The organism is Cobetia sp. 3AK (assembly GCF_029846335.1).
GTDB classification, from domain to species: Bacteria; Pseudomonadota; Gammaproteobacteria; order Pseudomonadales; family Halomonadaceae; genus Cobetia; species Cobetia marina.
In genome coordinates this window covers 35,572-48,704 of record NZ_JARWKR010000005.1, presented here as the reverse complement: position 1 = coordinate 48,704, position 13,133 = coordinate 35,572, and the positions used below count along the sequence as shown (strand labels likewise).

Here is a 13,133-nt window from a genome sequence, read left to right as displayed (position 1 = left end):
CATGCAGAGCAGAGCGCAATGCTGGATGGAGCAATACTGGAGAGAGCGCAATGCCGGAAAGAGCGCAATGCCGGAGAGAACGATGCTGGGGAGAACGAAAATGCTGAAGAGGATGGGGATGCAATGGCCGATCATTCAGGCCCCGATGGCAGGTGTCTCGACGCCTCGTCTGGCAGCCGAGGTCTCGAAGGCAGGCGGGCTGGGCTCGATCGGCGTCGGTGCCACGGATGCCGACGGCGCCCGCAGGATGATCACAGAACTGCAAGCGCTGACCGACAGGACCTTCAACGTCAATGTCTTCGTGCACCCGACCCCGACACATGACGCTGCTCGCGAGAGCGCCTGGCGGGAGTGGCTGACGCCGCACTTCCAGGCCTTCGAGGCAACGCCCCCCGCCAGACTCGACACGCTCTATACCAGCGTCGCCGATGACCCCGACATGCAGGCGATGTTGCTGGAGACTCGCCCACCCGTCGTCAGCTTTCACTTCGGCCTGCCCTCACGCGATTTCATCCGCGCCTTGAAGGAGGCAGGCATCTGGCTCATGGCGACAGCGACCCACCAGGGGGAAGCCCGCGCCATCGAGCGGGCCGGCCTGGACGCCATCGTGGCGCAGGGATTCGAAGCGGGAGGCCATCGCGGAATGTTTGATCCAAAAGCCGCGGATACCCAGCTGAGCACTGCCGTCCTGACCAGGCAGCTGGTAGACGCCACGCACCTGCCGATCATTGCCGCAGGAGGCATCATGAATGGTGAGGCCATTGCCGCCGCTCTCGCGAATGGCGCCGTGGCAGCCCAACTCGGAACCGCCTTCATCGCCTGCCCGGAATCCAGCGCCGATGCCGCCTATCGAGATGCCCTCACAGGACCGGCAGCGCATGACACCCGCATGACCTCGATCGTCTCGGGCCGCCCCGCACGCATTCTCGCCAATCGATTTGCCCGCCTGATGGAAGACCCATCATGCCCCACACCACCGGACTACCCCCTCACCTACGCCGCCGGCAAGGCGCTCAACGCCGCCGCCAGATCGCAGGGCGACACCGGTTTCGGGGCACAGTGGGCGGGCCAGGGCGCCCCGCTGGCCAGAGCGATGCCAGCGGGAAAGCTGATGGCAATATTGGGAAAGGAATATCGAATGGCATGTAGGGCAATGTCGTTGCGGAGATAACGGGTCAGAGCAAGGCGCTGCACCTTCCGTGCAGTGCCACTCCTGACAGGCTGCTTCACTCCTCACTCCTCACTCAGCACTCCACACTCCACACTCCACACTCAGCCCCCTCACTCAGCCCTCCACATTCCACACTCCCCCTCACCTCCTCTTTCCTATCCCGTTCCTCCCCTACCTCTGTTCGCCCGCCTTCGACCCTCGAACCAATCTGCGCAGTGCACCAAATTGATTCTTTATTTCAAGGCGTTAGCGCTAGAAGTCTACCAATTCACATATAAATGAAAAAATACCTAAAAATTTCACTTGCGTGATTTACACCGCCGTCTATTTTCATTTTGACGCGAGAAGATTCATCGAGTGCTGCATCAGCTGCAGCGCATTCACTGACGATGAATGGGGACCTTGCCGGTTCGATGAATAACGAGGTCCCAGCCCCCGCTCCCATGACAACAATAAAATCTGCTCTCGATATTCCTGTCGGCTCGTCAGGTGTCTGACGAGATCTGGCTGGAGCATCAGGGCCCCTTCCTGGAGGCATCCCAGTGACAGCAACACGCAATCCCGCAGCGGCTGAGCGCGCTGGCAGCAATGGCGTTCCGCGCTCGTCCGGTCTGCTTGGCGACTACGACAAGGGGCTGTTCTGGCCCGTTCTCAGCATCTACACCCTGATCATGATCTACGCCCTGGCGGCACCGGAGCAGACCGGCGCGGCGCTGTCCGGCATACGCGACTTCCTGATCTTCAACTTCGGTTGGAGCTTCGTGCTTGGTGTCGCCGCGACACTGATCTTCAGCTTCTATCTGTTGCTCAGCCCCTTTGGCGGCATCCGGCTGGGGCCGGACGACTCACGCCCTGAATTCAGCTATGTGGCGTGGATCTCGATGATCTTCAGCTGCGGACTGGGCATCGGCTTCGTGTTCTTCAGCGTCGCCGAGCCATTGACGCATCTCTACACCTCCTCGCATGTGCAGGACCTCAATCAAGTCGGCCAGCAGGCCGGGGTATCGACCGCGATTCTCGACACCTTGATGGACTGGGGCATGAATGGCTGGGCACTGTTTGCCGTGGCCGCCTGGGCCATCGCCTTTCCGGCCTATCGCCTGGGACAGCCGCTGACGGTCGCCACCGGCCTCTACGGTCTTCTGGGGGAGCGCTGCAACAGCAGTCTGTGGGGCAAGCTTGCCAACGGGCTTGGCGTGATCGGTACCATCGGCGGCAATGCCACCATGATCGGCCTGGGCGTCACCTCCATCAGCTATGCCTTGAAGGTGCTGTTCGGGCTCGAGTTCGGTGCCTTCGGTCAGGCCATGGTGATGCTGGTGATCATCATCGCCTATGTGGCATCGGCGGCGACCGGCATCGAGCGCGGCATCAAGTACCTCAGCCTGCTCAACATGATCATGGCCGGTGCCATATTGCTGGCGCTGCTGGCCTTCGGTCATGCCCCGGCGCAGTACCTGCTGAACATGATCACCCAGCAGTTCGGTGATTACTTCGGCGCCGTCTTCGTCACTCAGTTCTGGACCGACGCGGGCAGCTTCGAACAGCGCGAATGGGTGGGCTGGTGGATGATCTTCTACTGGCTCTGGTACATCTCCTATATCCCCTTCTGCGGCGGTTTCATCGCGCGCATCTCCCGCGGTCGCACCCTGCGCGAGTTCGTGTTCGGCGTGGTGGTGGTGCCGATGCTGCTGTCGATCGTGTGGTTCAGCATCTGGGGTGGCTCGGCCGGCTATGCCGAGGTCAATCAGATCGTGCCGCTGTGGGAGAGCGTGCAGGGCAATCCGGAATCCGGCATCTACCTGTTGCTGCAGAGCATGCCCGGCGGCTGGTGGCTGTGCCTCGCGGTGCTGTTCAACATCATCGTCTTCGCCGTCACCACCTCGGATTCGGCCTCGTTCTTCTCGGCCATGCAGGTCTCCAATGGCAACGAGAATCCGAAGATCCTGATGCGCCTGCTGTGGGGCGTGATCATCGGTGTCACCGGCATCGTCTTCCAGCTCGCCGGAGGCTTCAACGCCATCAAGAGCCTGGCGATCGTGGTCGGTGCGCCCTTCTTCCTCGTCAGCATCGCCTACATGTTCTCGGTCTATCGCATGCTCAAGGCGACCCACGAGCAGCCTGCCACGGCCATGCAGCCGGCCCCTCAGGCCAGGCCGATGCCTGCCGAAGCCGCTGAGCCGGAAGCCTCGAGTGCTGTCACACCCGCCACGCCAGGCACCACTGCCACGCCAACGCCGCACGCCCTCCCGGGATCGAGAAGCCAACCCATTCCAGGCGCGACCTGAGCGGCATGATGCGCCTCACGTCGACTCGGGCAGGCAGAGACCCCAGAGCGCAGCGCGCCTGGACAAGCACCGCCATTGATCACCAATGACATTGATCACCGACAACCACGATCGCCAGCAACATTGATCATCAATGACAACGATCGCCAACAACAACACGGATGGTGACCCACGATGACTGTCAAGCAGCCTTACAACCCTCACTACGACCCTCTCAAGGACAGCTCCCCGGGTGAAGGAGTGGATTATGCGCCGAGCTACTGGCGCTACCATGCCGGCCCGCCTCCCGAGGATGATGGCCCGGTCACTGACGACATGGAGGCAGACGTGGTGCTGATCGGCGCCGGCTTTACCGGCCTTGCCACGGCGATGTTCCTGGCACGCGAGCACGGCATCAAGGCGGTGGTGCTGGAGGCCAATCAGATCGGCTGGGGCTGCACCAGCCGCAATGGCGGCCAGGGCCATCTGGCCTGGGGACGCCTGAGTCGCAGCCAGTGGGTCAGGAAATGGGGGGTCGACATGGCGCGCCAGCTGCACGCCAATAGTCTCGAGGGTTTCGAGGTCTTCAAGTCTCTGACCCAGGACCCGGAAGTGGATTGCGAGCCTCAACCGCTGGGCAATCTGCTGATCGCCCATAGCCCACAGGCCATGCAGCATCTCGAGGCCGAATCACGCCTGTGCAACAACATCCTCGGTTACCGGACCCGGACACTGGACCGTGCGACGGTGCATCGGGACTTCATGGGCGATCAGGAAAGTCACGGCGCGATGCTGGAGCCCGAGGGCATCGCCGTGCAGCCGCTCAAGCTGGCCTACAGCTATGCGCGTATCGCGCGCCGCCATGGTGCCAGAATCCACACCAGCAGCCCGGTGCAACACTGGACGACAGAGAACGGCATCCACTATCTGCAGACACCGGGAGGCACGGTAAAGGCACGCGCGGTAGGCATCGCCACGGCGGGCTATACCAGCCCCAACCTCCACTCACTGACCGCCTATCGCAACATGCCGATCATGGCCAATTCGGTGTGGACGCGCACACTGACCGACGATGAGATCGAGGCTTGCGGCCTGCGTTCGACCATCCTGACCACGGATACCCGCAAGCTGCGCTATTACTATCGGCTGCTGCCCGAGAAACGCCTGCAGATCGGCACGCGCAGCGCCATCAGCGGCGCGGATGCGCAGAATGCTCGTCATCTGGATGTGGTGCATGCCGCCATTGCACGCAAGTTCCCGGCGCTGGCCGGCATCGAGACACCGTGGTTCTCGCATGGCTGGATGGATATCTCCCACGACATGATGCCGCGCATCGTGCAGCCGGACCCCAAGCAGCAGATCTTCTACTCCCAAGGTTACAGCGGCAACGGCGTGTCGTTCTCGGCCTATGCCTCCAGACAACTCGCCACGCTGATCGCCGGTCAGTCACTGCCCGAGCGCCACCTGCCGATCTTCAACTCCCCGCTGCCCGCCCATCCGCTCAGGCCGATCCGGCGCATGGGGCAGCATCTGCTCTACAAGTATTTCCAGGTGCTGGACAAGGTGAGTTGAGCCACGACTCGCTCTCTTCGCTCGCCGACCACCGTCTTTCATGTTGCTCAACACGCCACGGCGCTCCCGAATGACGTCGCGGCACCTCCCACTGGCATGCCACTCGCGGCATGCATGCACCAGAGACCCGTACCATGAACCGTGAACAGATGACCGCCATGTTCGATGCCTTCAATCGCCACGCCATCGATGACGTCATGGAGTACTTCGCCGATGATGTGGTCTTCGACACCGTATCCGGTGATGAGGCGCACGGCACGCGTATCGTCGGCAAGGCCGCCGTGCGCGATGCCTTCGTGAACACCTGGACGACCATGCCCGATGTGCAGTGGGCCAAGGGCGAGTTCTTCTTCGCCGATCAGCGCGTCGTCTCCGAATGCACCTTCATGGCGACCCAGCCCGATGGCCTGCGTGTCGAGGCCGATAGCGTGGATCTCTTCACCATCGAGAAGGGCAAGATCACCCGCAAGCAGGCCTTCCGCAAGCAGCGACCGGCCTTTACCCCAGCCAGGTGATTTTCACGCCCGGCGCACACGCAAAAGGCCAGTCATCATGACTGGCCTTTTGCGTCTCAAGCGTTATCTCTAAAGCCGCTATCTCAAAAGCCGCTATCTCATAAGCCTCTATCTCGAGCCCTGAATCAACACCAGTCCCGACACGACGATTTGATAACGTCACTGACTTATCTCTCCACGCCGCATGCTGATAATCTTGCTGATGAAAACCACTTCACGCTTTTCATCTACATGAAACGCCACGCATTGACCGCCAGCTCCCATTGCCAAGAGGAAACCGGATGACCACGGAGACAGACTCCTCACAGGCATCAGCCGGCAGCACCGCACTCAGCAATGCAGAACAGGAAGACCGTCGTATCGGCAGACAGCTGCGCGACCTGCGCAAGTCCCGTCAGATGACACTCAGCCAACTGGCGAAGCGCGTCGGAAAATCCGTCGGCTATCTGAGCCAGGTGGAGCGCGGCGTCTCCTCCCTCCCCATCGGGGTGCTACAGGCCCTGAGTGACGCCCTCGGTGTGCGCGTCAGCTGGTTCTTCCAGCCGGGCGGGAGTGACTCGGCAGCCGAGCAGGAAACTGTCGTGCGCGCGGATCAACGCCGTGCCATGAATCTCAGCGCCATCGGTGCACGGGAAGAACTGCTCTCCCCCCGCCTGAGCGGTCAGCTCATCCTGATCATGACTCGCCTGCAGCCCGGCGGCAGCGGCGGTGAGACGCCTCGTGAGCGGCGCGGTGAGGAAGCGGGCTATGTGGAAAGTGGCCAATTGGAGCTGACCATCGGCGAGCAGGTCTTCCTGCTCAACCCGGGCGACAGTTTCTCGCTGACCGGGGAGGAACCCCACTGGATTCGCAACCCCGGCGAGACCGAGACCCGCATCGTCTGGGTGATGACGGGCGTGGAGTACTGAGCCCCTCATCTCCATGAGGCCCCTTCAACGGGGCATCTTGTCCCGCGTCGTGTAATAGACGCTGTCGATATGCGAGAGCATGGCGCGTTCGGCGGCGTCAGGGTCGCCGGCGCGCAACGCTTCGACGATACGTACGTGCTCTTCATAGCTGCGCTTGATCGAGCCATGCTCGGCCATGACCTGGCGACGAATGTTGAGCGCATAGGTATAGAGCTCGTGGGCGTAGCGGATCAAGATCTCGTTGCGCGAATACTCCGCGATCACCTGATGGAAGTTCTGATCCGAGAGCTGGAAGTTCACCGGCGAGTCGAAATGCTGGGACTGGGCGTCCAGCAAGGCATCCAGCTTCTTGAGGCCCGCGGCATCGATGTGCCGAGCAGCGCGGCGGGCGATGGCCGACTCCACCACGATACGGCTCTCGAAGACGCTCTCGATGTCCAGATTGTTGAGCTCGTCGCCCTGCTGACGTGCGGGATGATTGCGGAAGCTGTCGATCACCGCCTCACTGGCACACACCCGTGACTTGCTGCCATGCGAGACATTGAGCAGGCCATAGCCCGTCAACAGCGCCAGCCCCCCGCGCACGGTCTCACGACTCACTTCAAACAGCTGCGCCAGCTCACGCTCGCTGGGCAGCTCATCCCCATCGCGCAGCAGGCCGGTCAGGATCATCTCGATGAGCTTGTCGGCGAGAATTTCCTTCTTGGTCTGATTCTTCAGCGCTTTCTCGAAGGCGAAAGGCGTCTGGTTCATGCGGCCCCCACTGGTATAGATTTCATACCAGAATAACTGACAACCGAATCATACGCACCAGAAAACCGACCATGGTCGCAATTTTCGAGAAATCCTTGACCAATCATCGTGCGCTCGGCTAGTTTTCATCTCAACTGGTCCGGTAAACCAACCAGCAGTCCAATCAAGTCGTGATATTTCACAGTCCTGAACTGTCCTGAACCGTCTTGAGAAGGCCCTCACGCCAGAGGCCGGACTGCTGAGCACGCCCGACATCGACACGATCTACACGATCGACGACAACGACAACAACGACAACAACGACAACAACGACGACAACACCAAGAGGCTGACCCCATGTCCGCAACACGCCCTGTCATTGCCCTGACCCTCGGTGACCCCGCCGGTATCGGCCCGGAGCTGATCGCTCGCCTGATCGCGGAACCCGAGCAGTTCGCCGAGACCCACAGCGTGCTGGTCGGGGATCAGTGGCTTTGGGAGCAGGGCCAACGCCAGGCCGGGCTCTTCACCGAGCTGCCACGCGTCACAAGCTTCGCGGAAGTCCGTGAACATGAAGGCCTGTCATTGATGCTGGTGGAGAGCGTGGCACAGCAGGAGGTGACGCTAGCCGAGGAAAGTGCCGCCTGTGGCGCCTCGACCCTCGCGGTGCTGTCTCGTTGCCTGGAAGCGGCCCAGAACGAGGAAGTCGACGCCATCTGCTTCGCGCCCCTCAACAAGCTGTCGATGAAGAAAGGCGGCCTTGGCCATGAGGACGAACTGCACTTCTTCGCCGAGACACTGGGCGTCGAGGGCTATTTCTGCGAGTTCAACACCCTGGGGACGCTTTGGACCTCACGCATTTCCTCGCATATCCCGCTCAAGGATGCCGCCGAGTACGTCACTCAGGAGCGCATCATCGCCGCCAGCCAGCTGATTCATGACTCGCTGACACTGGCCGGCGTCGAGCAGCCGCGCATCGCCGTGGCCGCCTTCAATCCCCATGGTGGCGAGGGCGGCACCTGCGGGCGTGAAGAGATCGATGTCATCGCGCCTGCCGTGGCCGAGTGCCGCGCTCAGGGCTATCCCGTGGAAGGCCCCTTCCCGGCTGACACCATCTTCCTCAAGGCACGCGATGGCGAGTACGACGCCATCGTGACCATGTACCACGACCAGGGGCAGATCGCGATCAAGCTGCTGGGCTTCAAGTCCGGCGTCACCGTCCAGGGCGGCCTGCCGATCCCCATCACCACGCCGGCCCACGGCACCGCCTTCGATATCGCAGGCCAGGGCAAGGCAGACGTGAACCCGACCCGCAATGCCTTCGCGATCGCCAAGCGCATGGGCACCAACCTGCGCGCGCTGCGCCTCGAGACCGCGTCGGCCTGACGCCTTGCCACTCTTGCTCACCTATCTGCGCCAACGTCATCCACAACAAGGATAATCCGATGAAAATCACCAAGGTCAGAACTCGCGTCTTCGAATGGAAAGGCCACACCGTCCCCCCCACTGCCCACTTCTGCTCCAACGCCATGGATGAGCTGTGGGACAAGGGTGACTCGATGGGCACCTTCCGCTTCCACGGCTGGACGGTGGTGGAAATCGAGACCGACAACGGGCTGGTAGGGCTTGGCAACGTGGCACTCGCCCCGCGCATCGCCAAGGCGATCATCGATCAGTACCTCGCGCCGCTGATCATCGGCCAGGACCCCTTCGACTACGAATACCTGTGGCAGCGCATGTACCGCTCCACCCACGCCTGGGGCCGCAAGGGCATCGGCATGGCCGCCATTTCCGGCGTGGATATCGCCATCTGGGACATCATGGGCAAGGCGGTCGGCAAGCCGGTCTTCAAGCTGCTGGGTGGACGCACCAAGGACAAGATCCCCTGCTACGCCTCCAAGCTCTATCGCACCGACCTCAAGGGCATGCAGGAAGAGGCCCAGTCCTATCTGGATCAAGGCTTCACCGCCATGAAGATGCGCTTCGGCTACGGTCCGCGTGACGGCGTCGAGGGCGTACGTGCCAACCTGGATAGCGTCGCCGCCGTGCGCGAAGTCATCGGCGAGGATGTCGACCTGATGCTCGAGTGCTACATGGGCTGGAACCTGGACTACGCCAAGCGCATGTTGCCGAAGCTCGAGCGCTTCCAGCCGCGCTGGCTGGAAGAGCCGGTGATCGCCGATGACATCGATGGCTACGCCGAACTCAATCAGCTGACCAGCATTCCCATCTCCGGTGGCGAGCACGAATTCACCCACTACGGCTTCCGCCAGCTGCTGGAAAAGCGTGCCGTCTCCGTCATCCAGTACGACACCAATCGGGTCGGTGGCATCACCGCGGCGCGCAAGATCAACGCCCTGGCCGAATCCTTCAGCGTGCCGGTCATCCCGCATGCCGGCCAGATGCACAACTACCACCTCACCATGGCCTCACTGGCCTCCCCGATGAGCGAATACTTCCCGGTGCATGACGTCGAGATCGGCAACGAGCTCTTCTACTACATCTTCAAGGGTGACCCGGAGCCGGTGAACGGCTTCATCGACCTCGACGAAGAGACCCCGGGGCTGGGCCTTGAGCTGAACAGCGACTACTTCGATCAGTTCAACATCATCGAGTGAGGAAGCCATCATGAGACTCGTCCAACTTCGCACCGCCAACGGCCCGCGGGTCGCCGTGGTCGAAAGCCGCGACCAGCTGCGCCTGCTCGACTTCCCGGGCGGCACCTATGAGCTGGCCTCTCGCGCCATCGAGCGGGGCATCGGGCTCAGCGCACTGATCGAACAGCACTACTCCCACACCCTGGTCGACTACAAGCAGGCCATTGATCGCCAGGAACTGCTGCCGCCGGTCACCCACCCGGATCGCGCGCGCTGCACCGTTACCGGTACCGGCCTGACTCACCTGGGCAGCGCCGATACCCGCGACGCCATGCATGCCGCCGCACAGGCGCAGGATGACGCAAGCCTCACCGACTCGATGCGCATGTTCCGCCTGGGGCTCGAGGGCGGCAAGCCCGCCGAGGGGCAGGTCGGCGCGCAGCCGGAATGGTTCTACAAGGGTGACGGCAGCATCGTGGTGGCACCGGAAACCGCGATCAGCGTGCCGGCCTTCGCCGAAGACGCCGGCGAAGAGCCCGAGCTGGTCGGCCTGTACTTGAACGATGCCAACGGTCAGCCGCATCGCATCGGCTACGCGGTAGGCAACGAATTCTCCGACCACATCACCGAGCGCGCCAACTACCTGTGGCTGGCCCACTCCAAGCTGCGCGCCTGCAGCTACGGCCCTGAACTGCTGATCGGCGAGCTGCCCCAGCATCTGGAAGGCACCAGCCGCATCACTCGCGACGGCCAGACCCTGTGGGAGAAGCCCTTCCTGACCGGTGAGGCCAACATGGCCCACAGCCTGGCCAATCTGGAGCACCACCACTTCAAGTACGCCCAGTTCCGCGCGCCGGGGGATCTGCACGTGCACTTCTTCGGCACCGCCACCCTGAGCTTCGCCGATCAGATCAAGGTGCAGGAAGGCGATCGCTTCGAGATCGAACTGCCCGCCTTCGGGCGTGCACTGCGCAATCCCGTCGCGTTCGAGACCCACGACAACAACGCTGAGCAGCCATCCGCCATGGCGGTGCTGTGAGCACGCTTGATCAGTACGAGCCATAGAGGAGGGATCCGGGCCTGGAGGGTTTCGCCACCACCCGGCCCTGAGCCCGTCAGCACCAGCGCCGGTAACACCAACAGCACCAGCACCAGCAACACCAATAGCACCAGCAGCACCGGCGTCAATAACGCCTGTACGCATCAGAAGCATCACGACAATAACGAGAAAAGGGCTTCGCCATGACACTCTCGACCCGCCACACCACCGCCACCCTCCTGTCCACCGCCCTTGCCAGTCTGCTGCTGGCAGGCCCCGCACATGCCGCCACCTCGCTGACCTTCGCGCATGCGCATCCGGTCACCGACTCGCAGCATCTGGCCGCCGAACGCTTCGCCGAACGTCTGGCAGAACGCAGTGACGGTGAACTGACCGTCAAGATCTTCCCCAACGGTCAGCTGGGCAATGACCAGGCCATGATCTCGGGCGTGCGCAGCGGCACCATCGATATCGAGCTCTCAGGCAACCCCTACTTCAGCGGGCTGGTCGGCGAGCTGAACGTCCTCGATCTGCCCTTCCTGTTCGACACCCGTGAGCAGGCCTATCAGGTGCTGGATGGCGATATCGGCCAGGACCTGCTGACCGCCATGCAGCCGCAGCAGATCGAAGGACTCGCCTTCTGGGAAATCGGCTTTCGCAATCTCACCAACTCGCGACGCGCGGTCGAGAACGCCGATGACGTCAGCGGCCTGACCCTGCGCACCACCCCGAATCCGGCGCATATCGCCGCCTTCCAGGCACTCGGCGCCAATCCGACCCCGATGCCCTTCGCGGAGCTCTATACCGCGCTGGAAACCCGCACCGTGGATGGCCAGGAGAATCCGGTCAGCCTGATCCGCTCCGCCAACCTGTACTCCGTGCAGGAGCACCTGTCGCTCACCGCACACGCCTACACCGCCGCCCCCTTGATCATGAACAAGCAGACGTTCGACAGCCTCGCGCCCGAACTGCAGACCCTGATCAAGGAAGAAGCTCAGGAAGCGGCCCGCTATCAGCGTCAGCTCAATCATGACAATGAGCAGGGCGATCTGGCCTTCCTCGAGGAGCAAGGCATGCAGGTCGTACGTGAGCCTGATACCGCCAGCATGCGTGCCAAGGTCGCCGAGCCGGTACGCGCCGAGTTCACTGCTAAGCACGGCAGCGAGCTGCTGGATCGCATCGACACCGCCCTCGCGCGCTGATCACGCTCGCCTGACTCGCCCATGCAAGGAGGCACGCCATGCTCTCTGACTCACTCCAGGCCCCGGCAGTGCCCGTGTCTCTTGCCGAACTGGGCGAGCAGCGCAAACGTTATCTGGCCACTCGCGAGGAGGAAGATCTGCCGATCATCGATGCCCACATGCATGTCTGGGACCCGACGCAGAACTACCACCCCTGGCTGTGTGATGAGCCGATGATCCCCTTCCGCTACGGCGACTACTCCGCGATCCGTCGCCCTTACCTCCCCGCCGAGCATCTCCAGGCGGCGGGCGAGGCGCATCGGTTGCTGGGGTGTGTCTACATGGAGGCGGAATGGGCGCGGGGCGATGCGCTCAAGGAAGTGCGCTGGATCGAGGAGACTGCCCGCGAGAGCGGCTGGCCCGATGCCATGATCGCCCAGGCCTGGCTGGATCAGGATGACATCGGCGAGCAGCTCGAGAGCCTTTGCACATCAAGAAGGGTCAAGGGGATTCGTCACAAGCCGGCCGCACTGGAGCGCCACGATCCGGCGCTTGCCACCCACGCCTTGCCCGGCTCGCTGCGCTGCCCGCGTTATCAGTCCGGCGTCAGTGACGTCGCCCGCCACGGGCTGATCTTCGAGCTGCAGGTGCCCTGGTGGCACCTGGCGGAACTGCTGCCGCTGCTGGAGCGCCATCCCGAGATGCCGGTGGTGATCAATCACGCCGGCGTGCCCGGGGATCGTGATCCCGACACCCTGCGGGAATGGTCACATGCCCTCGCCAGGGTCGCCGTCTGGCCGCAGGTGATGATCAAGTTCTCGGGTCTCGGGATTGCGGGTCAGGCCTGGCGTCTGGAAGACAACCGCGAGGTCTTCGACAGCGTGCTGCGTCATTTCGGGGCCCAGCGCGTGATGTTCGCCAGCAACTTCCCGGTCGATGGGCTGGTGACCTCTCTCGACACGCTGTTTCAGGGCTTCAAGACACTCAGTCGTCCGCTCAGTCCCGAGCAGCGACTCGCGCTGTTCTGCGACAACGCCGTGCGCTGCTACTCGCTGGACACCAGCGTCCAGTGACCGATCGACACCGCAGCGGACACCTCAGCAACGATCTACTCAGCAACGATCGCCATCACCACGATTGCCATAGCAACG

Annotated in this window: 11 protein-coding genes; 10 read left to right on the top strand and 1 reads right to left on the bottom strand. The window is 62.5% G+C overall.

Annotated elements, in window-relative coordinates; all coding sequences use genetic code 11:
• The first annotated feature begins 67 nt into the window (after positions 1-67).
• From QD228_RS08480 to QD228_RS08460, 5 genes are all read left to right on the top strand, one after another.
• Positions 68-1,171 (top strand): nitronate monooxygenase, encoded by a 1,104-nt coding sequence (locus QD228_RS08480; RefSeq protein ID WP_347882127.1) that lies wholly within the window; start codon positions 68-70, stop codon positions 1,169-1,171.
• A 542-nt stretch (positions 1,172-1,713) separates the two neighbouring features.
• Complete coding sequence (locus tag QD228_RS08475) at positions 1,714-3,459, top strand: BCCT family transporter (RefSeq protein WP_279875139.1); 1,746 nt, start codon at positions 1,714-1,716, stop codon at positions 3,457-3,459.
• A 174-nt stretch (positions 3,460-3,633) separates the two neighbouring features.
• A complete protein-coding gene (locus QD228_RS08470; protein WP_279875138.1) occupies positions 3,634-5,010 on the top strand; it encodes an FAD-binding oxidoreductase in 1,377 nt (458 codons plus the stop codon).
• A 134-nt stretch (positions 5,011-5,144) separates the two neighbouring features.
• Positions 5,145-5,525: a nuclear transport factor 2 family protein gene (locus QD228_RS08465; protein WP_279856041.1), complete on the top strand. Its 381-nt coding sequence runs from the start codon at positions 5,145-5,147 to the stop codon at positions 5,523-5,525.
• Between the two features lie 281 nt (positions 5,526-5,806).
• Positions 5,807-6,433 (top strand): XRE family transcriptional regulator, encoded by a 627-nt coding sequence (locus QD228_RS08460; protein WP_279875137.1) that lies wholly within the window; start codon positions 5,807-5,809, stop codon positions 6,431-6,433.
• 24 nt (positions 6,434-6,457) lie between these two features.
• Here the strand turns inward: QD228_RS08460 and QD228_RS08455 are convergent, their stop codons facing one another.
• Positions 6,458-7,186 carry a FadR/GntR family transcriptional regulator gene (locus QD228_RS08455; RefSeq protein ID WP_084208310.1) on the bottom strand — a complete coding sequence of 243 codons (729 nt, stop codon included), beginning with the start codon at positions 7,184-7,186 and terminating at the stop codon, positions 6,458-6,460.
• A gap of 336 nt (positions 7,187-7,522) precedes the next feature.
• Between QD228_RS08455 and QD228_RS08450 the strand changes: the two genes are divergently transcribed.
• The 5 genes from QD228_RS08450 to QD228_RS08430 all read left to right on the top strand — a co-directional run bounded on the left by QD228_RS08450 (position 7,523) and on the right by QD228_RS08430 (position 13,055).
• A complete protein-coding gene (locus tag QD228_RS08450; RefSeq protein ID WP_279875135.1) occupies positions 7,523-8,551 on the top strand; it encodes a 4-hydroxythreonine-4-phosphate dehydrogenase PdxA in 1,029 nt (342 codons plus the stop codon).
• A gap of 59 nt (positions 8,552-8,610) precedes the next feature.
• Positions 8,611-9,783 carry an L-rhamnonate dehydratase gene (locus QD228_RS08445; RefSeq protein ID WP_077373800.1) on the top strand — a complete coding sequence of 391 codons (1,173 nt, stop codon included), beginning with the start codon at positions 8,611-8,613 and terminating at the stop codon, positions 9,781-9,783.
• A gap of 10 nt (positions 9,784-9,793) precedes the next feature.
• Positions 9,794-10,801 carry an AraD1 family protein gene (gene araD1, locus QD228_RS08440; protein WP_279875134.1) on the top strand — a complete coding sequence of 336 codons (1,008 nt, stop codon included), beginning with the start codon at positions 9,794-9,796 and terminating at the stop codon, positions 10,799-10,801.
• A gap of 203 nt (positions 10,802-11,004) precedes the next feature.
• Complete coding sequence (locus QD228_RS08435) at positions 11,005-12,003, top strand: TRAP transporter substrate-binding protein (RefSeq protein WP_279875132.1); 999 nt, start codon at positions 11,005-11,007, stop codon at positions 12,001-12,003.
• A gap of 38 nt (positions 12,004-12,041) precedes the next feature.
• The gene (locus QD228_RS08430) at positions 12,042-13,055 is read left to right on the top strand and encodes an amidohydrolase family protein (protein WP_279875131.1); all 1,014 of its coding nucleotides are present in this window, start codon (positions 12,042-12,044) and stop codon (positions 13,053-13,055) included.
• Positions 13,056-13,133: the final 78 nt, after the last annotated feature.

Excerpts from the sequence above, each read along its gene's own strand:
- QD228_RS08460 (WP_279875137.1), top strand. The coding sequence starts at position 5,807 with ATGACCACGGAGACAGACTCCTCACAGGCATCAGCCGGCAGCACCGCA.
- QD228_RS08430 (WP_279875131.1), top strand. The coding sequence starts at position 12,042 with ATGCTCTCTGACTCACTCCAGGCCCCGGCAGTGCCCGTGTCTCTTGCC.
- araD1 (WP_279875134.1), top strand. The coding sequence starts at position 9,794 with ATGAGACTCGTCCAACTTCGCACCGCCAACGGCCCGCGGGTCGCCGTG.
- QD228_RS08435 (WP_279875132.1), top strand. The coding sequence starts at position 11,005 with ATGACACTCTCGACCCGCCACACCACCGCCACCCTCCTGTCCACCGCC.
- QD228_RS08480 (WP_347882127.1), top strand. The coding sequence starts at position 68 with ATGCCGGAGAGAACGATGCTGGGGAGAACGAAAATGCTGAAGAGGATG.
- QD228_RS08470 (WP_279875138.1), top strand. The coding sequence starts at position 3,634 with ATGACTGTCAAGCAGCCTTACAACCCTCACTACGACCCTCTCAAGGAC.
- QD228_RS08445 (WP_077373800.1), top strand. The coding sequence starts at position 8,611 with ATGAAAATCACCAAGGTCAGAACTCGCGTCTTCGAATGGAAAGGCCAC.
- QD228_RS08455 (WP_084208310.1), bottom strand. The coding sequence starts at position 7,186 with ATGAACCAGACGCCTTTCGCCTTCGAGAAAGCGCTGAAGAATCAGACC.
- QD228_RS08465 (WP_279856041.1), top strand. The coding sequence starts at position 5,145 with ATGAACCGTGAACAGATGACCGCCATGTTCGATGCCTTCAATCGCCAC.
- QD228_RS08450 (WP_279875135.1), top strand. The coding sequence starts at position 7,523 with ATGTCCGCAACACGCCCTGTCATTGCCCTGACCCTCGGTGACCCCGCC.